This window comes from Synechococcus sp. N5 (assembly GCF_900473925.1).
Lineage (GTDB): Bacteria > Cyanobacteriota > Cyanobacteriia > PCC-6307 > Cyanobiaceae > Parasynechococcus.
Map to the genome: position 1 here is coordinate 91,762 of NZ_UCNI01000007.1, position 20,323 is coordinate 112,084.

The window sequence follows — 20,323 nt, forward strand, 5'->3', positions numbered from 1 at the left end:
CCATCGGAACTGAGCTTTACTTCCCCCAGGCGTTACCGGAGCGAGCGTTGTCGCCCCAGACGCTGTCGAGTCTGCGGTCACGACCGCAGCTGAACCGGTAGAAGTTGTATTTGACGGCGTTGTTCTCCGCGTAGTTCTGGTGGTATCCCTCGGCGGGCCAGAAGCGAGCCGCCTGCCGGAGCTCCACCTTCAAGGCAGACCGGGGTTGTCCGAGCTCACGGGCCGCCGCCGCCGCACTGGCCTCAGCCGCCTGAGCCTGGGCGTCATCAGCCGTGAAGATCACCGGCCGGTAGGCATCACCGCGGTCGCAGAACTGGCCGCCGCCATCGAGGGGGTCCACATTGCGCCAGTAGCTGCGCAGCAGCTCCGCGTAGCTGATCTGATCCGGATCAAAGCGCACCTGCACCGCTTCCTGATGCCCCGTCGTCTCACTGCTCACCTGCCGGTAGGTGGGGCGCTCCAGCTGCCCGCCGCTATAGCCGCTCACGGCATCACGCACCCCGGGAAGATGTTCCAGGTCGTGCTCCATGCACCAGAAACAGCCACCGGCAAAGACCGCCGTCTGCAGCTCAGCCATGGCGCGCTGGGGCCAACTGAGCAGCATCAGGCAGGTGAACAGCAGCAGCAGGGTTCGTTTCATCCGATCACCTGATCAAAGATGGCCTTGGCCGCCCGCTCGGTGACCCCAGGAGCACCCAGGGTGGTCCGCAGCCGTGCATACCCCTCCAGCATGGCCTGGCGCTCTGGGGTGTCAGTCAGCAGAGGAAGCGCCCTCTCCACCAAAGCTTCGGCCGTGAGTTCGTCCTGGAGCAGCTCCGGCACCAACCGCTGCTTGAGCAACAGATTCACCGGCGAGATGTGATCCACCTGGAAGCGCAGCACGTGGCGGGCAACCCAGGCCGTCAGTCGGCTCACGCGGTACCCCACCACCTGGGGAACCCCCTGCAGGGCCAGCTCCAGGTTCACCGTGCCGGATTTGCCGAGGGCAAGATCCGCCGCCGCACAGAAGGTGGTTTTCAACCCATCCGCTTCAGAGGCGGGAATCACCCGGGCGTGGCGCACACCGGCCTCCTGAAGTGCTGCAGCCAGGGGGGCTTCGAACTCCGCAAGCCCAGCGGGCAGCAGCACCTGAAGATCAGGATGACTTTGCTGCAGCAGGGCCGCCGCCTGAGCCAGCGGTGGCATCAAGTAGCGCAACTCTTGGGTCCGTGAGGCAGGCAGCAACAAAAGCACTGGGGCGTCAGGGTCCAGACCCAATTGAAGGCGGGAGCTAGCGCGATCAGGAAGATTCTGAAAGCTATCCAAGAGGGGATGGCCCACCCAGCTCACATCCGCACCGCGGGCGCTATAAAACTCGGCCTCAGCAGGGAAGACCGCCAGAACCTTGTCGGTAAATTCGATCAATCGCGTGCTGCTGCCATCACCGAAGCGCCAGGCCCACTCCTGGGGAGCGATGTAATACGTGATCGGCAGCTTGGGCTGCTTCCGCCGCAGTTTTGTGCCCAGGCGCACATTGGCTCCGACATAGTCAATCAGCACCACCCCATCAAGGGGTTGTTCTTCCAAAAGCGCATCCACCCGGGCCTGCAGCCGCAGCGTGGGAAGAATCAACGGAGCGGCCTCCCACAGGCCGATAGCCCCCATCGGCGCGGTGTCGGCGATCAACACCGCGCCTGCCGCCTCCATTCGCGGACCTCCCAAAGCCAGCACCTCCAGCTCAATCCCCCGTTGTTCAGCCTCCAAGCTCAAGGCGCGAATCAACAGGCTGCCCTGCAGATCACCGGAGACCTCCCCGGTGCTTATCAGCAGCCGAACCATCAGCGGGCCTGCACTGGCATCGGACCCCGTCGGCCCTGCCCCGTGGAGGCTTCAAGGAACCGGCAGAAGTGCTCAGCCGCAGGCAGCAAGGGCTGGCTGCGGGCCTGCTGAAGCGAATCGGCAATCACCAGGTCAGAGCGATAAAACAAATTCCAGATCTCCTGAAGCTGCTTGAGTTCAGCGCCATCGTGGTTGGCAGCCAGGCCACTACGACGCATCCCCACGCGGTTCAACCCCCGCACGCGGCCCGGATGGCCTTCCACCAGGCAATAAGGGGGAACATCCCGGTCGACGCGGGTCATCCCGCCCACCATCGCCATCCCACCGATGTGAACGAACTGGTGAATGCCCAGACAGCCACCAATCACCGCACGGTCTTCGACCACCACGTGGCCCGCTACCTGAATGGCGTTGGACATCACGATGTTGTTGCCGAGATCGCAGTTGTGGCCTAGGTGGCAATAGGCCATCAGCAGGTTGCCGTTACCGATGCGGGTCACCTCGCCCTCTTCGGTGGCGCGGTTGATCGTCACGCATTCCCGCAACGTGTTTCCATCACCGATCAACACCTCGGTGTTGGCACCGCGGTACTTGAGATCCTGCGGCGGAAGACCAAGGCAGGCGCCTGGATAAACCTTGTTGTCACGCCCCAGGGTTAGCCGACCATCTAAGACGGCATGGGGACCGATCCAGGTGTTCTCACCGATCACCACCTCAGGGCCCACCACCGCACCCGGGCCGATGACCACGCCGGAGGCCAGCTCGGCCTTCGGGTCCACCACCGCCGAGGGGTGAATCTGCTGTGACGTCGTTTGCTGCGACATCCCGCTCAATCCACCAGGGAGAACATCAATTCCCCAGAACAGACCAGATCGTCGTCAACCGTGGCCTCCGCCTTCACCTTGCCGAAACGTTTGCGCTTGAGGCTGAGCAGTGCACAGCGGATCACAAGTTGGTCTCCAGGAACCACAGGGCGCCGAAAGCGTACCCCGTCAATCCCGGCAAAAACGAACAGTCCCTTCGGCAGATCGGGCATCTGGGTCACGATCAAACCACCCACCTGCGCCATGGCCTCGACAATCAGCACCCCTGGCATCAGAGGACGCTCGGGGAAATGCCCCTGAAACTGGGGCTCGTTCATGGTCACATTCTTGATGGCCGTGGCCGAAACCCCTGGCTCATGAGCGATGACCCGATCCACCAGCGCGAAGGGGTAACGGTGCGGGAGCAATCCGGCGATCTGCTCGCTAGTGAGCACGACGTTTGGGGTGGTGGATTCAGTCACAAAGCGGCTGCGAGATCAGTGTGAAGACCATGGGATCCCTTGTACACAAGAACCTGTGCCTGGGGAAAACCGACGAGTGCCAGGTCGCCGATTAAGTCCAAGAGCTTATGGCGCACTGGTTCATCCTCGAACCGCAGCGGTGGATTTATCCACTGATCACCGTCACAGACGAGGGCATTGTCCAGGGCTCCGCCCTGGATCAATCCGGCAGCGCGCAGCTGCTCGATCTGCTCCCTGAAACCAAAGGTGCGTGCTGGAGCGATCTCATCGACGAAACGTTGTGGCGTGAGCTCCAAGGCGAATTGCTGTCGCCCGATGGCCGCCTGCGGAAAATCGATAATCCCCACAACGCCAAAGCGATCAGACGGGGTGGCAGTGATCACACTGTTGCCGCGTGTGCGCAGCAGGGGTTGCTCGAGCCGCGGTGCAGCCAGCCGCGGGGTGGCCGCTGGCACCAACCCAGCGCTGGCGATCGCCTCCACCCACCCCAGTGCTGAACCATCCAGCAGCGGAACTTCATAGCCGTTCAGGCCAATCTCCACATGGCTGAGCCCACAACCGGCCAGGGCGGCCAGCAAATGTTCGACGGTAGCGACCATGCTGGAACCCAAATCCAAGGTTGTGCATAGCTGGCTGTCGCGCACCTGATTCGGCCGCAGCTGGATCGGCTGTTCCATCCCCGGCAAACGCATGTAAAACCCCGGCTGATCCGTCGGCCGAAGCTCCACCGTGGCCTCAGCCCCACTGTGGAGGCCGACTCCAGATCGTGATGTCTCCGCCGCCATTGTCCAGGCAGCGGAATAGTCCTGAGGCCAATCGGTCACTAGAACTTCCAGCCCACGCCAAGATTGAAGCGGTAATCGGATGTGAAGTCTTTCGTGGCCACTTCGAGTCGAATTGGACCAACCGGAGTGGTCACAATCACACCGGTACCCACGGAGACACCGGAGCCGTCTTTGTTCAGCAGCAAACCGGGTTTGCCAGGAACGTTTTCCTGGGTACCGAAATCAGTACCTGCATCCATAAACACCTCGCCCGAGAAGATACTTATCAACGGGAAGCGGTACTCAATAGTGAGTTCACTGAAGGCTTTGGACACTGCAAGGTCACAGTCATACCAACCACGAATCGAGTTAGATCCGCCCATACAGAATGCCTCGTAGGGAGGCGCTTCTCCCAGGATGAGGCCACCCTTGAGTTGCACACCGATAGCCTGTGGGCAATCGGCGTCTTCACCGGGCTTGGGACGGCAACCCTTGTGGATCTTCAGCCAGTCCACAGGGAAGAACTGGGTGTAGCTAGTTCTCAGCCGATTGAAGGTGGGCGAGTCATTATTGATGCCAACGAATTGCTCAGTGCCTGCACTAAAGAAGTTACCGCTGGTGGGATTGCGAGGGTTGTTGAGAGTGTTGTAGGTGGATGCGAAACGCGCCCCAATCAAAGTGTTGCTGTCTGCACAGTTATACGAAATGCAAATAACCTCATCATTACCAATCTCACCATTTCCATCGCTGAGCTGTTTGGTGGGGACACCGTAAGGCCTTGAACCACCTGTGAAGTTGATTGGCCTTACTTCAGCAAAAGACATACCGGCCACAAGATTCCACTTGGAGTCCTTGTATGGATCACCACCATTCAATGGACGGGCGAAGGAGAAGCTGCCACCGGTCTTGCGCAGAACTACTGTGTCGCCCTCGTAATCAAACCAGCTGACATTCGGGAAAGCAGCCGAAGCAAGATTTACATCGTCCGGTGCCTTATCTGTGCCGCCGTTGCCAGTGAAGCTGTAGGCCTTTCCTGTTTGGTACGCAGAATTGGAGCTGTTATTAATGTACCCCTCTACCGTTCGGATATACCCGTTGGCTTCGCTTTGGAAAACCTGAGGAACCTGCTGACTTAAAAACAACGAAGTACGGAAGCTAGTGCGATGCGTGTCGCCATAGATCCAGGGATCCGAGAACTGCAGATTGGCCAGACCACCGTACTGACCATAAGTAATATTGCTGCCAATATTCCAGGCTCTGCCAAGGAAATTGGTCTCTTGCAATTGCACCTGACCAAATAGTCCCTGGCTCTGGCTGTAACCGATACCGCCGGACAGCTGACCGGTGGACTGCTCGACAATCCCGAGCACGATCACCACATCACCAGGCTGCTCCGGTACAGGCCGCAGAGAAACCTTCACATCGCTGAACAATTGAGTGCCATACAACCGTTTGATATCGCGCTCAAGCTGATTACGGTTAAACGGATCGCCAGGCAGAATAGAAATCTCTCTAGTAATCACCCATTTTTTGGTCTTGCCTCGGATAGTTACGCCGTTCTCGTCGACGTCATCTCCATCCTGAGTGATGAAATTGACCTCGACGCCCGCCACATTGCCTTGGCGCAATTTCAGCGTGACCACACCGTCAGGGCTTACACGTTGCGGTCCTGATACCCGCGCCAGGGAATAGCCCTGACCGGCCACGGAGGTCTGCAGGGCCTTCATCCGCTGCTGCAGATCGTTGAGGTTCAGCGTGCGGCCGTAATCGGAGGCAAACGTCTCCTCAATCAGATCATCCGAGAGGAGATTCTCCTCATCACCGTTGATCTCCACGGCACTCAGCGGAGGGAAGGGCTGCACCTGCACAACCACTTGAACCCCGAGCGGTCCGTTCTGAGGAACGATCCGCACATCTGAGAACCAACCTGTGGCCTGAATGCCATTCAGATCGTTCTGCAGCTCCTCGCGGGTAACACGCATCCCCGGACGCACCTGCATGGCGTCGTAGGTGGAGATCTGAAGACGTTCCTCTTCCGGGTGGCCCTCGATGCCCTCAATCAGCACCTCGGAGATCAACACCCGGGGCTGTTCCACCAGGGTGTCTTCAAAAGCGGTGTCTTCACCAACAACCTCTTCAGCCTCAGCAGCTGGGTCCCCAGGCATGGCCTCCTGAGCCATCACAGGTGGAGCCACCAGGGGGATCCCCAGCATCAGACCCAGAACCGTGCCACGAACAGCAACCGAGGAGCGGCGGGACGAACGGCGGGTCATCGAGACGCAGGCTGGGCCGAAGCCACAAATAGGTGCGCCGACCTTACAGGCAGTTGCGGGGGTTGGGGCAGCTGCCTTGGACCCGTTTAAGGACCTCCCCGTAGGCCTCCATCACCCCACCGAGATCCTTGCGGAAACGGTCCTTGTCCAAAATCCGGTCCTCGGCATTGCTGCTGCGGCGATCCCAGAGCCTGCAGGTGTCAGGGCTGATCTCATCGGCGAGCAGGAGTGTTCCGTCCGCAGCCAGCCCCAACTCCAGCTTGAAATCCACCAGTTGCAGATCAAGCCCCTCAAAGAACGGCAGGAGCACGGCATTCACCCGGCGGGCCAATTGTTCAATCGCTGACAGTCGTGCTGGGTCTGCCACACCAAGCAGCTGCACGCGCGCCTCAGTGAGCAGCGGATCGCCCAGGGAATCGTCCTTGTAATAGAGATCCAGCAGGGCGGGTTCGATGGCTGTGCCCTCCGCGATCGGCGTCTGACGGCAAAGCGACCCCGTGGCGATGTTGCGCAGCACCACCTCAAGGGGAATGATCTCCACCCGACGCACCAGCATCCAGGTCTCCCCGGCCGTACCGCAGTAATGGGTCGGCACCCCCTCACGCTCCAGCAGCTCGAACAGGCGTGCTGAGATCTGGCAGTTCAGCCGACCTTTGTCGTCCAGCTGGGCTTTCTTCTGGGCATTGAAGGCGGTGGCGTCGTTCTTGAACTCCACCAGCACCCGGTCGGGATCCGTGCTGGCGAACACCCGCTTGGCCTTGCCTTCGTAAAGCAGCTCTCCGTGATCGGGCGTCATGGCGACGGTGCAACGGCTGATGGTCTTACATCAGCATGGCCTCCGGGATCCCGGGGTGAACGCAGCAGGGGATCGGGTTCGGCCTCCGGCTGCAGTTTCTGGAGCGCATAACGGTCATTGAGAACAGTGGCCAGCCGTTGGATGCGCTGCCGCGGCCGCGCGCCATCGCCCCCAGCCGCCAACTGCAGGTGCAGCTGTTGATGCAGCAGGTCCATGGCCAGTCCCCAGGCCTCCGCTGCCGCGGCTTGGTCCAAGGCGGTTTCCAGCAGCTGATCGGCCTGCTCGAACTGATCGGCATCGAGCCATTGCGCCGCCCGCGCCAGTCGTTTCGCCCCCTGAACGCCCGTCAGATCGCCCAACAGCTGCAGCTCCACAGCCACAGCGTTGTGGCCCAGAGCCGCTTCATGCAAAGCCAACTGATCGAGCCCATTGCCCTGATCCGACAACGGCTTTCCAGGGAACAGAGGCGCATCCAGGGCTTTCAGATTGCCATCCACCAAACGGCGCAGCGCCAAAGCTGCCTGGCGGTGATCCAGGGCCGCTGCAGCAGCACGCCAGCGCAACAACAACCACTGACGCCGTTCATCGCCAACGCGGGGGATGTAGCGGTTGAGCACCACGGCTGCAGCTTCGGGGGCACCGCAGCTCATCAGGGCTTCGGCATTCGCCAGCACCAGCTCCAAGGAATCGATCACCGGATGCAGCTCCAGCAACCGATCACGCAAGGCCTGGCGACGGCCGTCGGAGTTGGCGATGCGGGGGTTGAGACAAGCCTGCTCCGCCGCGGCCAGATCCATCTCAGCGAGAACGCTCTGAAAGCGTTCCTCGCGCATCACCTGCGGATCCGGGGCTGCCGTGACAGCAGCCAGAAGGGTGAGGGCGAAGGGGAAAAGGGGAGTCCCCATGGCGGGCTGCGGTCTACAAAGGAAAACCTACGAGGCCCAAACCATTCCTCCCGCAACCATGGCCATGTCGTCCACCCGTCCCACCACGCTGCCCGCCCTCCAACGTGCCCTCGTCGTCGGTGGCGGCGGCAGGGAACAGGCCCTGGCCTGGGCCCTGGGCCGTTGTCCGGGCCTGGACACGGTCTGGATCACCCCTGGCAACGGCGGCACGGAAGGCAGCGCCATGGCGGTGGGCGAAACCGACAGCGCTGGGTTGATCGCGCTGTGCCAGCAGAACGGCGTCGACCTGGTGGTGGTGGGTCCGGAAGCGCCGCTGGCCGCTGGTGTTGCCGATGCCCTGCGCGATGCGGGCTTTGCCGTGTTCGGCCCGGGAGCGGAGGGGGCCCAACTGGAGGCGAGCAAAGCCTGGGCCAAGCAGCTGATGCAGGAGGCGGGGGTCCCCACCGCTGGCCACTGGGCGGTGACCAGTGAAGCCGAGGCCCTGGCGGTGTTGCAAGAAGTGCAACGGCCTCTTGTGGTCAAAGCCGATGGCTTGGCCGCCGGCAAGGGCGTCACGGTGGCGGACAGCGTGGAGGAATCGGAAACCGCCATCCGCGAAGCCTTTGAAGGGCGTTTCGGTGCCGCCGGCTCCCAGCTGGTGCTGGAGGAGCGGATGGAGGGCCCTGAAGTGTCAGTGTTCGCCCTCTGCGATGGGGAGCGGATGGTGCTGTTGCCCCCGGCGCAGGACCACAAACGGCTCAAGGACGGTGATCGCGGACCCAACACCGGCGGCATGGGCGCCTATGCCCCCGCCCCGCTTCTGGATGCCGAGGGCCTCGAGGAGGTGCGCCGCATCGTGCTCGAGCCCACCTTGAAGGCCCTGCGCCAACGGGGCATCGATTACCGCGGCGTGATCTATGCCGGCCTGATGATCACGGCCGATGGGCCCCAGGTGATCGAGTTCAACTGTCGCTTCGGCGATCCCGAATGCCAGACATTGATGCCCCTGCTCGGCCCTGAGCTCGGCGCCGTGCTGCAGGCCTGTGCCCTGGGACGCCTTGATCTGGCCCCGCAGCTGAGCATCGCCGAACGCTGCAGTGCCTGCGTTGTGGCGGCCGCCGAGGGCTACCCGGAGGCTCCCCGCAAAGGCGATGCGATTCGCATCGACCTCGCCCCCAGCCCCAACCATCAGCTGTTCCATGCCGGCACCCGCCGCGACAGCTCAGGCGAACTGCTCACCGCAGGGGGCCGGGTGCTGGCCGTCGTCGCCCAAGGCGATGACTTCGATGCCGCCTTTGCCGGGGCCTACAACGGCCTCAATCAGCTGGATTACGCCGGAATCACCTACCGTCAAGACATCGGCCATCAGGTGCGCTCGGGCGGATGAGCAGCGGCAGCGGAGCAGCAATCGCTGATTGGGCGCTTCCCCCCAATGGCAAGCCGCCGGGGGACGACCAGAACCTCTGGGACCGCATCACCGCCTGGTGGGCGGAATTCACCCTCCAGACCAAGCTGCTGGCGATTGCCACCCTGGTGGTGAGCCTGATGATGACGGGCATCACCTTCTTCGCGCTGAACGGAATTCAGCGCGATGCCGTGATGAACGACACGCGCTATGCCCGGGATCTGGGCCTGCTGCTGGCCGGCAATGTCACTGAGCTGGTGGCGCAGGGCCAGGACCGTGAGCTGGCCAACGTGGCCGAAAAGTTCTGGCGTTCCAGCCGCAGCGTCCGCTACATCTTCTTCGCCGATCCCGAAGGCGTCGTCTACCTGGGAATCCCGATCAGCGGAACCCCCAGCAGTGGCGATGGAGAGCTTCGTCTCAACCGACGACTGGAGCTGCCCGAGGAGCTGCGTCGACGCCCCCAGAACCCCCTGGTACGACAACACCTCACGCCCCAGGGTGCCGTCACCGATGTGTTCGTCCCCCTGATCCGCGGGGGTCAGTACTACGGCGTTCTCGGCCTTGGGGTGAACCCGAATGAGACGGCCCTGGCCAGCGCAGCCCTCACCCGGGAGGTGACCGTGGCCGTGTTCATCTCGATCTGGGTGCTGGTGATCCTGGGCGCGGTGTTCAACGCCCTCACCATCACCCGCCCGGTGAAGGAACTGCTGCGGGGGGTGCGCTCGGTCGCCTCCGGCAACTTCGGTGCCCGGGTTGACCTGCCAGTGGGCGGGGAATTGGGGGAACTGCTCACCGGCTTCAACGCCATGGCCTCCCAGCTCGAGGCCTACGACGAGGCCAACATCGAGGAGCTCACCGCCGCCCAGGTGAAGCAGCAGTCGTTGATCGCCACCATGGCCGACGGCGCCATGCTGCTGGATGCCGACGGCCGCATCGTGCTGGCCAATCCCACGGCACGGCGTCTGTTCCGCTGGGAAGGGCGCAGCCTGGAAGGCCAGGAGCTGGTGGGGGAACTGCCGGAACTGCTGGCCATCGAACTACACAGTCCCCTCGATTCCCTGCTCGGTGGCGCGGCAGACAGTGAAGACCTGCGCTGCAGCGTGGGGGAACCGGCCCGCACCCTGCGCATCGTTCTGCAAGCGGTGCGTGATGCCAGCGGTGAAACCCTCAAGGGCATCGCCGTCACCATCCAAGACCTCACCCGCGAGGTGGAACTGAATGCGGCCCAGAGCCGCTTCATCAGCAACGTCTCCCATGAACTGCGCACGCCGCTGTTCAACATCAAGAGCTACGTCGAAACCCTGCACGACCTCGGCGATCAGCTCAGCCCCGATGAACAGAAGGAGTTTCTCGGGGTCGCCAACGACGAAACCGATCGACTCACCCGGCTGGTGAACGATGTGCTGGACCTCTCCCGGCTGGAGTCGGGCCGGACGCTGCAGTTCGAACCGATCAGCATGCGCCCGGCCATGGAGCAGACCCTGCGCACCTACCGGCTGAATGCCGAGGATCGCCAGGTGGAACTGGTGCTGGATGTTCCCGAAGAACTGCCCGAGGTGCTGGGCAACTGGGACCTGCTGCTCCAGGTGCTCGACAACCTGGTGGGCAATGCTCTGAAGTTCAGCCGTCCCGGCGGCCCCCTGGCGCTGCGGGCCTATCCCTGGCCCGACGCCTGTTCGGTGGAGGGAACGGCGATCACCAACAGTGATGGACCCACCTGTGCCCTCACCTCACCGCTGCCCAAGCTGAGGGTGGAGATTGCCGACACGGGCTGCGGCATCAGCAGCGCTGATCAGGAGCGCATCTTCGATCGCTTCTTCCGGGTCGAGAACGCTGTTCACACAGAAGTGGGCACCGGACTGGGTCTTTCGATCGTGCGGGGCATCCTCGAGAAACACGGCGCCCAGGTTCAGATGGCGAGTGAGCCCGAGGTGGGCACCACCTTCTGGTTCGACCTGCTCCTTGCGGAGGCCGACAAGGATGAGCTGCAACTGCAGGCGGAACGGCGCAGCCGCAACGCCATCGCCGAGGCCGTCGAGCCTTAGATCAGTCCTCGGTGGAGACGCCGCGGGCGATTCGCGACAACTCGCTGCGCTCATCGGTGGTGACCCGATGGGGCACACCGGAAATGATCCGCTCAAAGTTGGAGAAGGAATCCTTGATCTGAGGGCCATTGCCCGTGATCACAAATTCGCGGATGCCCTTGTCGTGCCATGAACCGCGCATCTTGAACACGTTCAGGGCGCGGGCCATCTCCCCGCGGATCTCCACGTACTGCAGCAGCAGGATCGTGTCGGTGATCGTGGAGATGTGGGAATCGGTGATCGAATGGCTGCCCATGAACTCCTCGGAGGTGTTCGTGAAGAAGCCGGCGATCTCCTCCTGCTTGGCGTAGCCGGTCACCCCGATAACGAACTGACGGAAGGCGTTGTGGCTCACACCGCGCGCCAGGGCCGAGAGGGAATCGATCGCCATCCGCGACGGTTTGAACTGGCTGATCTCCGTCTTGATGATCTGCAGGTGATCCTCAAGGCCCGTTGATTCGGGATAGGCGCAAATGATCTTGAGCAGCCCGTCCTGCTCCATCTGCTCGAAGTCGATGCCCCAGCTGGTGCCGTTGCGCAGCAGCTGAGCCCTCGATTCCTCATAGGCAAACAGGATCGCGCGTTCCTTGTTGCGGCAGGCGTCTTCGATGAATTTGGAGACGAGCATCGTCTTGCCCGTTCCGGTGGCGCCGGTGGCCAGGATGATCGAGTCCTTGAAGAAACCTCCGCCGCACATGTCATCCAGGCGCGGCACGCCGGAGCTGACCCGAACGTTGGATGAGCGCTGGGTGAGGCGCATGGCCCCGAGCGGGAAGATGCTGATGCCGTGGGTTCCCATGGTGAAGGGGAACTCGCCCTTCATGTGGGTGGTGCCCCGCAGCTTGAGAATCTCCAGGGTGCGCCGACGCCGCTCTCCCTCGAGCACGTTGCGCAGAATCACCACGTTGTCGGAGACGAATTCCTCAACGCCGTAGCGGGCAATCGGGCCGTACTCGTCGATCCGTTCGGTGGTCATCACCGTGGTCACGCCGATTTCCTTGAGCCTCGCAATCAGCCGAAAGATCTCACGGCGCACCACGAACACAGCGTCGTACTGCTGGAACACCGCCGTGATTGAGTCGATGGCGACGCGCTTGGCCTTGTATTTGCGGATGGCGTAGTTGATCCGCTCGATCAAACCGGAGAGATCAAAACTGCCGGCCACGTCCTGGCCGTCCGGATCCGGTGAGGCGTCGAGGATGAAGAGCTTGTCCTGCTCGACCATCTCCTGCAGGTTCCAGCCGAAACTGGCGGCGTTGCGCAGGATGTCGAGGGGTGATTCCTCAAAGGTGACGAAGATGCCGGGTTCGTCGAACTGCTTGATGCCGTTATGGAGGAAGTGCAGCGAAAACACCGTCTTGCCGGTGCCGGACGTGCCGCTGATCAGCGTGCTGCGGCCGATCGGCAGGCCGCCCTGGCACACATCATCAAAGCCCTCGATCCCTGTCGGGAGCTTTTGAACCTGCATCTGAGGCTGACCGCTGGTCGGAGGGAACTGCATGGCAACCACCTATGACTTGACCGTAGTGAGCAGGAGATGAACCGTGCTGGAGCGCACCATGTCGCTTAAGGATCTGAAGAAATCGTCGTGTCGGTCTCCTCATCGACCGCATCGATCAAGCTCGAACTGAGCGACGTATCAGACAGCTCGTCGTAAAGCAGATCCAGACCGATCAGCACCCGCTCGCGATCGGAGAGGTCACCGATAATGCGGCGCACCGGCGGGGGAAGAATCTTGGACAACGTCGGCGTTGCCAGGATCTTGTCTTCCTCGGCCAGTTGCGGATTTTTGAGCACATCAATCACCTTGAGGGCATACACCCCCCGGAATTCGGTCTCAAGGATGTTGCGCAGCGTTTTCAACGCCCGCATCGAATTGGGCGTGTTGCCCGCCACGTAGAGCTTGAGGATGTAGGTCTTGCGGGGACTCATGACGACTCCTCCGAGGCATCGAGCTGATCCGTCGGGCGACGTACACGGCTGGAAGCCGTGCCCGACAGAGGAAGGTCCGGCGGAATGGAGCGCCGGTACATCTCACACAGATGCGCCATCACATCAAGAAGCGCAAGGCGGTAATCCTGAAGAAAGTCATGTTTGTGGCCCTCCAAACTCAGTTGTTTCCAGAATTCATCGATGAGATCCACGTGGATCTCAACGGTGCGGGTGATCGGCAGATCACTGAAGAAAGCGGTGTTGACGAAGCTTTCCAAGGCCTGATTGGCCGCGGCCGGATCGCTGAAATAACTCGCCAGCAGGTCTCGATAGGTGCGTTGAAGCGACAGCAGCAGATCCCGGCGCTCCTCGGGGGGCAGGCTGCCCAGGAAGCGCGATGGATCTCGCTTGTAGAAGACCCCTAGGTAGCCGAGTCGCTCCTGCAGGCGATCGGAAAGGTTGCTGACGGCGCGGGAGGAGGAGCTGCTGTCGTCCGTGCGTCCGTCGGCACGGCCCTGGCGCAGAAAACGCGAAATGGCCGCATCCACGTTGTATCCCAGCTGGGCCAGCTGGTCGTCGGGCAGATGCAACTCCTCGGGGTGGTAATCCACCTGCCCCTTCACCTCTCCAACGATCACGGCAGGGAAGAGCAGACCCGCCGCCAGCAGTTGCTCCTTGGCTGAAGCATCGAGCAGGCTCTGCTCGAGCACCACAGCGTCGAAGTCGTCCTGCCGGGGTCCGAGAACAGCCGCAAGGGTCTCCCCAGGATCAACCGTCAGAACAACAGACTCGTAACGGTTGGCCGGCAGCCAGGGGCGGCAGGCTTCCACCAGGGCTGGGCTGGCCAGCACGAGAGCAACAGTGAGGGCCGGCCTGGCCATCCGGGCATCCGCAGCGTCGAGATATCTGAATCTTGACGATGGGGCGCGTCAGAGACGAAGATCTTTGTTTGTCTTTCGATTGCGGCTCAGGCCTGAATCGGTTCGCCGAGCCTGAACGCGTCTTTTCACCTTATGGCCGACACCAAACCAGCCGCGGAACAGAGCGGGACCTACGCCATCGTTGAGGCGTCTGGCACCCAGATCTGGCTGCAGCCCAACCGCTACTACGACATCGATCGGCTTCAAGCTGAGGTGGATGACACCATCAAGCTTGAGAACGTTCTCCTGGTGAAGGACGGCAAGGGCACCACCCTCGGCCAGCCCTACGTCAAGGAAGCCAGCGTGTCCCTGAAGGTGATGGCCCATCGCCGTGGACCCAAGGTGATCGTTTACAAGATGCGCCCCAAAAAGAAAACCCGCCGCAAGAATGGTCACCGGCAGGAACTCACCCGGGTGATGGTTGAGTCCATCTCCGTGGGCGGCAAGGCCATCAGCTGACCTCTCCCCTTCGCTCCATCAACCGCCCCACCAGCATCTCTTCTCATGGCACATAAAAAAGGCACAGGCTCAACCCGTAACGGCCGCGACTCGAACGCCAAACGCCTTGGTGTGAAGGCCTACGGCGGCGAAACCGTCACCGCCGGTTCCATCCTGATCCGCCAGCGCGGCACCTCCGTTCTGCCCGGCGTCAATGTCGGCAAAGGCAAGGACGACACCCTGTTTGCCCTCACCGACGGCATCGTGAAGTTCGAATCGATCCGCCGCGGCCTGCGCAACCGCAAGCGCATCAACATCACTGCAGCGGTCTGAGTTTCAAGGCCAACGTCCATCCAAAGCCCCAATGCCAGCTGGCACCGGGGCTTTTTTGTTGGCAACTTGTGTTGCCGCAGCCTCAGGAACGCCGGTAGAGCCGGGCCGTGATCAACAGGGGGTGAAACACCTCCAGGAACTGAGCCTGCAGGGTGCGGAAGAACCCATCCACCAGGGCCGGATCATCGAAATGGAAGGGGTACTCGCCCTGATGCCCTTTGAAGAAGTACCAGTTCAGAAGCGCGATGGCCCCGGGGGACATGCGCTGGTGAAACTCCAGCAACTGCGCCGAGGGATCCGGCAGGTGTTCCAGCACATCGAGGCAGACCACCGCATCGAAACGAACATCGCCTGTGCTGCTGAGGTCGCGATGCACCGAGAGCTTGTCAGCCAGCCCCAGGCTTTGCGCCCGTTGCTGAACAAAAGCCTGGTTGTGGGGATTGAGGTCGACAAACCAGACGTGATCGACCTCAGGCAGCGCCGCCGCTGATAGGGCGTGGGTGCCGATGCCACCGCCGAAATCCAGCACCTGGCCCTGCACCGCCATGCCCTGCAGCCGCAGCGTGTCGGCGATGTAGTCCGCACTGGAGAGGTGCCAGGCCGCCAGCTCCAGCAGGTGTCCCGTGCCCACCGTGTCCTCATAGAAGGCGGTGGCGTCCTCCGGCCGGAACGCACCGGGATGGAGATCCGCCAGGTCGTCGGTGCTGCTGGGCAGACGCTGCTCAAGCTGATCCAGCGTCAAGTCGAGGTAGCGACTGAGGTGTTGCTTGATGCCCAAACCATCCGCCAGGAAAGCGGAGACGTCCACGTCCGTGCTGCTGCGGAGCTGGGGCATGGATGGGCATCAGGAAGCGGCCAACCTACGCAGCCGGCGGAATGCAACAGTCAGGTCACCCCGCTCCAGCCCCGGTGAACGGCCCCTTCGGCTTCGTGGTGATCGACAAGCCCGCAGGCCTCACCTCCCATGCCTGCGTCAGCCGCCTGCGCCGCAGCTACGGCCTCAAGCGCGTGGGCCATGGGGGCACCCTTGATCCTGCCGTCACCGGGGTTCTCCCCATTGCCCTAGGGCCGGCGACCCGATTGCTGCCGTACCTCCCCGGAGAGAAGACCTACACCGGGGTGATTCAGCTGGGCCGGCGCACCAGCAGCGACGATCTGGAAGGAGAGCTGCTGGAGCAGCAGGCCTGGCCATCCCTTGGCGAAGCCGAGCTCAACAGCAGCCTGGAGGCGTTCCGGGGCGCGATTGAACAGCGTCCTCCGCAAGTCTCCGCCCTCCATGTGGATGGCGAACGGGCCCACGCCAGGGCACGGCGCGGTGAAGCCATGGATCTGCCGCCACGGGCCGTCACCGTGCACCGGCTGGAGCTGTTGGATTGGAATGCGGCCCTGGGGGAGCTCAGCATCGAGGTGCACTGTTCCGCCGGCACCTACATCCGCTCGATCGCCAGGGATCTGGGGGACCGCATCGGCTGCGGAGGTTGTCTGGCCTCCCTGCGCCGGACCCAAGCCCTGGGGTTCCATGCGCATCAGGCCCATCCCCTGCCGGAGCGAGACGCTGTGCCGCCCGATCCCCTCTCGCCGCTGCTGGCCCTGGGGGCCCTGCCCCGGCGTGATCTCAGCGAAGCCGAGCAGATCGACTGGCGCTGCGGCCGACGCATCGCGATGGATCCAGGGCCTGGAGAGGCGGTGGTGGTGTGCAATGCGGATGGAAGCATGGCCGGCATCGGCCACCGCGAGAGCGAAGGTCTGCTGCGACCCAAGGTGGTCTTCGATGCAGCAGGCTGAAACCAACCGGTCGCTCAGTACTCTCCGAGCGCATCCCGCCCTGCCCTGACGCGATGGCTGGCCACAGCAAATGGTCCCAGATCAAACGCACCAAGGCCGTCGTCGACGCCAAACGTGGTGCGGTGTTCACCCGGCTGGGGCGGGAAATCATGGTGGCGGCCCGTGCTGGGACCGATCCCGCCGGGAATTTTCAGTTGCGGACGGCCATCAGCAAAGCCCGTGCCGCTGGGGTGCCCGCCTCCAACATCGAGCGGGCCATCGCCAAGGGGTCAGGTCAGGCCGGTGATGGAGCCCAACTCGAGGAGGTGCGCTACGAGGGCTACGGCCCCGGCGGCATGGCGGTGCTGGTGGAAGCGCTCACGGACAACCGCAACCGCACCGCGGCGGATCTGCGGCTGGCCTTCAGCAAGAACGGCGGAAATCTGGGGGAAAACGGCTGCGTGGCCTACCTGTTTGAACACCGCAGCGAAGTGATCCTCAACGCTGGCCCCGACGACGAGGAACGGTTACTGGAAAGCCTCCTGGAGCTGGAGGCCGATGGCTATGAGCTGTTGGACGAATCAGTGATGGTGCACGGCCCCTTTGAGGCCTTAGAGAGCCTTCAGGACGGCTTGCGACGGGCTGACTGGAATGTGCGGGAATGGGGCCATCACTGGTCCGCCCAGACCAGCGTCTCTGTGAACGATCCCGACACCGCCCGCAGCTGCCTCAAGCTGCTGGATGCCCTCGACGGGCTCGACGATGTGCGCAGCGTCAGCGCCAACCTCGATCTCGCCGACGGACTGGAGCTCGACTGACGCCTCCTTAAAGTTTGACGTCAGCAAATCCGCACCAAAGCTTGAGGCCCTGAGCCCCGATCGACCCCAGCGCTAGGCCGAAGACATCCCTTCTGAAGGATCGCCATGTCCATGAAACAGCTGGAGACGTTCATGTCGCGGGTGCAGAGCAACGACTCGATCCGCGATGAGGTGCAGCGCTGCGGCAAGGACAACTCCTGCGTGGTCAAGGTCGGGGCCAAACACGGCCACAAGTTCTCGCCAGCACACCTGAGCCGCTGGCAAAAGGAACACTGACACCCGACCAAGCCGGCGGCTGGGGCCCCCTCAGGGGGACTCAGTCGCCTTCTCCTCCTCGCCATCGGGTTGCTGACGGATCATCCGCGCCAGCATCTCCAACTTGGCGTTTTCCGATTCCGAGGCCCGGGTGGCCATCCAGGCACTGGCCGCCTTCTGCTGGGCCAGCTGCTGCACCAACGCCAGGGCCGTCTCGCGCAACTGCTCAAGGTCCTGACAGTCCTGAATGAAGCGCGTCCAGCGTTCCGCCTCAAAGCTCTGCTCAAGGCGCCGTTCCACGGGGTCGATGCTCATCGCCGCTGCTCTCGGATGTTCAAACTAAAGCTGCTGCATCGCACCAGAGCCAGACATTGGGATGGGTCAGCAGCCAGCTGGCGGGCAGCGCAGGATCCGGCTCCGTTAAGTCCAACAACCGCTTGAGGATGCTGGCCTTGGCGGCGCCGGTCACCACCAGATGAATCTCAGCAGCCTCGAGGATCTCCCACAGGCCCAGGGTGATGGCCCGCTGCGGCACAGCCTCAACGCAACCATCGAAGAGCACCGCGTTCTGCTGCCGGGTTGCAGGGGTCAGCTCCACCTCATGGCAGTGCTGATCAGGGGGACAAGGCGGCTCGTTGAAACCCACATGACCATTGCTGCCGAGCCCCAGAAGCTGCAGGCCGATGCCCCCGCAGCCGCTGAGCTGCTCGCCATAGCGGCGCGCGGCAACCGCTCCGTCAGCGGCCGTGCTGTCGGGCAGATGCACCGCTGAGGCGGGCAAGCCCAGGGGTGCAGCGAGGTGGTGGGTCATGTAGGCCCTGTAGCCCCGGGGATCGTCCGTCGAAAGTCCGAGGTATTCGTCCAGATTGAAGCTGCACCATCGGGCCCGCAGGGCCTCCAGCTCATCGGCAGACCACGACAGCAGCCGTTCAACCAGGGTGCGATAGAGCGGCTCCATCGTGCGTCCCGTGGCGAGGCCCAAGGGCTTCAGGGGATCAGGCCCCTGCCAACTGCGCAGATGACGCTCCAGATGGGCCGCCAGCACAGCGCAGAGATCCGTGTCACTGGAATGGCGTTGCAGACGACAGGGAAACCGTGCCAAAGGGCGAAACCGGCATGTCTCTCCAGAGTGGCTTCGTTGGGGGCTTCAGCGCCAGCGATGGGTCGTGGTGCGGCTGGTAGGGAACAACCTCAGCCCCGCGGTAATAGTGCCGAAGAATCGAGCGGAAGTGAGCCCCCTGCTCCGCCAGACCATGGGCTCCCCACTGACTCATGCCAACGCCATGGCCATAGCCCTGGCCCTTCACCAGCAGCTGGAGTCCGCCAGCGGACCAATGACGCACCCATGTCTTGCTGACCAGCACCGGCGGAGGGGCCACCAACAGGGGCAGCCGTGCTTCCCGCTGGCGGGCCACCGATGCGGTGATCCGCTCAATGCGGGAGCCCGGGCGGGAGGTTGCAGTCACCCGCCGCACCGGAAGCTCCACGGGAGAACGCTGCCCCCCCGCCACCATCTCAAAGTTCACCAGCGTGCTTTTGAGTCCCAACCGCTTGCGCAGCTCGCCGCCGCTGAGCACGAGCGATCCGCGGGGCCCGCGCAAGCGGGCCTCACGCACCCGTCCGCTGGCGGAACGACTCAGCACCTCAACGTCCTGGAGCCCACCCGTTTCGGGCAGCCGCTGACGCAGCCCAGCCGAATCAAACCATTGTTCCCAGCGGTGCACCGGGCTGTGCTGATCGTGATCGGGGACGCTGACCAGATAGGGATGCTGGCGGCGCCAGACCATCCCACTCGCCTCGGTCACCCCGCCAGAACTGCTGTGGAAGACGGCATCGATCAGGCGACCGCCGTGCACGAGCACCAGCGAACGGGTGCTCGCCACCGCCTTGCGTGTGCTCGGCGTTTCCGACTCCACACCGCGGTACACCTGACTCGCCACCGTGGCCTTCAAATCCCAGGCACCACCGCGACTGCGCTGTTTCAAGGCATAGGTGCGCGCGGCCACGGCCTGGGCCTGCAGGGCAGCCAGGGGCCAGCGGTGGGGCATTTCGCTGCCGACAACACTGGCGAGGTAGGTCTCAACGCCAAGGCTGTTGACCACCCGCAAGGTGCCGCCGCGGCCGCTGACGCGGAGCACACCCCGGTAGCGACGCCCTCCCAACCAGATGCCCCGTGGATCGTCGTTCTGCACCGTCACCAGGGTGCTGAGGGCCAGCCGCATCGATCGGCCATCCACAGTGGCGCTCAGGCGGGCCCCTTGAAGGCTGAGCTGCAGCCGCTGTGGCCTTCGCTCGCCGCCGGGGAGTCCCTGCACCCGCAGCGGCAGTGCACCATCGGAGCGCAGGCTGACCCGGTTGTTCTCAAGCAACAGCACGCGCATCTGCGGCTCGCGGCCGCGGGCCAGCGCCACCGGTGATGGAGCGATCACAGCGACGAGCACCAGACCGACGGCAACGGAGGCGCGGCGCACGCTGGAGATCAACAGGCGCCCCAGTGTGCCGCCTGTTCCTGGGTTCAGCCAGATGGCAGCATGAGTCCTGAGGAGCATCGGCC

General features: G+C 63.0%; 22 protein-coding genes. 7 read left to right on the forward strand and 15 right to left on the reverse strand.

The genetic code is table 11. The features are described from left to right. Positions 1–16: 16 nt before the first annotated feature. From msrA to DXY03_RS08670, 8 genes are read right to left on the reverse strand one after another with little or no spacing between them, the layout of a single operon-like run. Positions 17–640: a peptide-methionine (S)-S-oxide reductase MsrA gene (gene msrA, locus DXY03_RS08635; RefSeq protein ID WP_115010062.1), complete on the reverse strand. Its 624-nt coding sequence runs from the start codon at positions 638–640 to the stop codon at positions 17–19. Beyond that, positions 637–1,818, reverse strand: a complete 1,182-nt coding sequence (lpxB, locus tag DXY03_RS08640) for a lipid-A-disaccharide synthase (RefSeq protein WP_115010063.1) — start codon at positions 1,816–1,818, stop codon at positions 637–639. Before lpxB ends, msrA begins: the two co-directional genes overlap by 4 nt. Continuing rightward, positions 1,818–2,642: an acyl-ACP--UDP-N-acetylglucosamine O-acyltransferase gene (lpxA, locus tag DXY03_RS08645; RefSeq protein ID WP_115010064.1), complete on the reverse strand. Its 825-nt coding sequence runs from the start codon at positions 2,640–2,642 to the stop codon at positions 1,818–1,820. The genes lpxB and lpxA overlap by 1 nt, the downstream gene beginning before the upstream one ends. 5 nt (positions 2,643–2,647) lie before the next feature. After that, on the reverse strand, positions 2,648–3,103 hold the full coding sequence (fabZ, locus tag DXY03_RS08650; protein WP_115010065.1) for a 3-hydroxyacyl-ACP dehydratase FabZ: 456 nt from the start codon (positions 3,101–3,103) through the stop codon (positions 2,648–2,650). Then, the gene (lpxC, locus tag DXY03_RS08655; protein ID WP_115010066.1) at positions 3,100–3,927 is read right to left on the reverse strand and encodes a UDP-3-O-acyl-N-acetylglucosamine deacetylase; all 828 of its coding nucleotides are present in this window, start codon (positions 3,925–3,927) and stop codon (positions 3,100–3,102) included. The genes fabZ and lpxC overlap by 4 nt, the downstream gene beginning before the upstream one ends. Beyond that, positions 3,927–6,140: an outer membrane protein assembly factor gene (locus DXY03_RS08660; RefSeq protein ID WP_115010067.1), complete on the reverse strand. Its 2,214-nt coding sequence runs from the start codon at positions 6,138–6,140 to the stop codon at positions 3,927–3,929. The genes lpxC and DXY03_RS08660 overlap by 1 nt, the downstream gene beginning before the upstream one ends. Positions 6,141–6,183: 43 nt before the next feature. Further along, entirely contained in the window at positions 6,184–6,936 is a 753-nt protein-coding gene (purC, locus tag DXY03_RS08665) for a phosphoribosylaminoimidazolesuccinocarboxamide synthase (protein ID WP_115010068.1), read from the reverse strand. Further along, a complete protein-coding gene (locus tag DXY03_RS08670) occupies positions 6,933–7,841 on the reverse strand; it encodes a hypothetical protein (RefSeq protein WP_115010069.1) in 909 nt (302 codons plus the stop codon). Before DXY03_RS08670 ends, purC begins: the two co-directional genes overlap by 4 nt. Before the next feature lie 58 nt (positions 7,842–7,899). Here DXY03_RS08670 and purD point away from each other — a divergent pair, with 58 nt between their 5' ends. Together purD and DXY03_RS08680 are read left to right on the forward strand one after the other, a co-directional pair. Then, positions 7,900–9,207 carry a phosphoribosylamine--glycine ligase gene (purD, locus tag DXY03_RS08675; protein WP_115010070.1) on the forward strand — a complete coding sequence of 436 codons (1,308 nt, stop codon included), beginning with the start codon at positions 7,900–7,902 and terminating at the stop codon, positions 9,205–9,207. After that, on the forward strand, positions 9,204–11,270 hold the full coding sequence (locus DXY03_RS08680) for an ATP-binding protein (protein WP_115010071.1): 2,067 nt from the start codon (positions 9,204–9,206) through the stop codon (positions 11,268–11,270). The genes purD and DXY03_RS08680 overlap by 4 nt, the downstream gene beginning before the upstream one ends. Position 11,271: 1 nt before the next feature. Here the strand turns inward: DXY03_RS08680 and kaiC are convergent, their stop codons facing one another. From kaiC to DXY03_RS08695, 3 genes are all read right to left on the reverse strand, one after another. Further along, positions 11,272–12,810 carry a circadian clock protein KaiC gene (gene kaiC, locus DXY03_RS08685; protein WP_011365071.1) on the reverse strand — a complete coding sequence of 513 codons (1,539 nt, stop codon included), beginning with the start codon at positions 12,808–12,810 and terminating at the stop codon, positions 11,272–11,274. Positions 12,811–12,875: 65 nt separating this feature from the next. Next, positions 12,876–13,241: a circadian clock protein KaiB gene (gene kaiB / locus DXY03_RS08690; protein ID WP_114989467.1), complete on the reverse strand. Its 366-nt coding sequence runs from the start codon at positions 13,239–13,241 to the stop codon at positions 12,876–12,878. After that, positions 13,238–14,122: a circadian clock protein KaiA gene (locus tag DXY03_RS08695; RefSeq protein WP_115010072.1), complete on the reverse strand. Its 885-nt coding sequence runs from the start codon at positions 14,120–14,122 to the stop codon at positions 13,238–13,240. The genes kaiB and DXY03_RS08695 overlap by 4 nt, the downstream gene beginning before the upstream one ends. A 132-nt stretch (positions 14,123–14,254) precedes the next feature. On the opposite strand from DXY03_RS08695, the gene rplU reads away from it, so the two are divergent. Continuing rightward, a complete protein-coding gene (rplU, locus tag DXY03_RS08700; RefSeq protein WP_115010073.1) occupies positions 14,255–14,620 on the forward strand; it encodes a 50S ribosomal protein L21 in 366 nt (121 codons plus the stop codon). Positions 14,621–14,665: 45 nt separating this feature from the next. Next, positions 14,666–14,932: a 50S ribosomal protein L27 gene (gene rpmA, locus DXY03_RS08705; protein WP_114989469.1), complete on the forward strand. Its 267-nt coding sequence runs from the start codon at positions 14,666–14,668 to the stop codon at positions 14,930–14,932. An 82-nt stretch (positions 14,933–15,014) separates the two neighbouring features. Here the strand turns inward: rpmA and DXY03_RS08710 are convergent, their stop codons facing one another. After that, positions 15,015–15,767: a bifunctional 2-polyprenyl-6-hydroxyphenol methylase/3-demethylubiquinol 3-O-methyltransferase UbiG gene (locus DXY03_RS08710; protein ID WP_115010074.1), complete on the reverse strand. Its 753-nt coding sequence runs from the start codon at positions 15,765–15,767 to the stop codon at positions 15,015–15,017. 41 nt (positions 15,768–15,808) lie between these two features. Between DXY03_RS08710 and truB the strand changes: the two genes are divergently transcribed. From truB to DXY03_RS08725, 3 genes are all read left to right on the forward strand, one after another. Then, positions 15,809–16,717, forward strand: a complete 909-nt coding sequence (truB, locus tag DXY03_RS08715) for a tRNA pseudouridine(55) synthase TruB (RefSeq protein ID WP_115010138.1) — start codon at positions 15,809–15,811, stop codon at positions 16,715–16,717. Between the two features lie 53 nt (positions 16,718–16,770). Next, positions 16,771–17,514: a YebC/PmpR family DNA-binding transcriptional regulator gene (locus DXY03_RS08720; protein ID WP_115010075.1), complete on the forward strand. Its 744-nt coding sequence runs from the start codon at positions 16,771–16,773 to the stop codon at positions 17,512–17,514. A gap of 105 nt (positions 17,515–17,619) precedes the next feature. After that, the gene (locus tag DXY03_RS08725; RefSeq protein WP_071823080.1) at positions 17,620–17,790 is read left to right on the forward strand and encodes a Nif11 family protein; all 171 of its coding nucleotides are present in this window, start codon (positions 17,620–17,622) and stop codon (positions 17,788–17,790) included. Positions 17,791–17,820: 30 nt separating this feature from the next. On the opposite strand, the gene DXY03_RS08730 is transcribed toward DXY03_RS08725, so the two are convergent. The 3 genes from DXY03_RS08730 to DXY03_RS08740 are packed head-to-tail and all read right to left on the reverse strand — an operon-like array spanning position 17,821 to position 20,318. After that, a complete protein-coding gene (locus DXY03_RS08730; RefSeq protein ID WP_114989473.1) occupies positions 17,821–18,084 on the reverse strand; it encodes a hypothetical protein in 264 nt (87 codons plus the stop codon). A gap of 19 nt (positions 18,085–18,103) precedes the next feature. Continuing rightward, on the reverse strand, positions 18,104–18,871 hold the full coding sequence (locus DXY03_RS08735; protein ID WP_256377246.1) for a glucosamine-6-phosphate deaminase: 768 nt from the start codon (positions 18,869–18,871) through the stop codon (positions 18,104–18,106). Continuing rightward, the gene (locus tag DXY03_RS08740) at positions 18,831–20,318 is read right to left on the reverse strand and encodes a SpoIID/LytB domain-containing protein (RefSeq protein WP_115010077.1); all 1,488 of its coding nucleotides are present in this window, start codon (positions 20,316–20,318) and stop codon (positions 18,831–18,833) included. The genes DXY03_RS08735 and DXY03_RS08740 overlap by 41 nt, the downstream gene beginning before the upstream one ends. Positions 20,319–20,323: the final 5 nt, after the last annotated feature.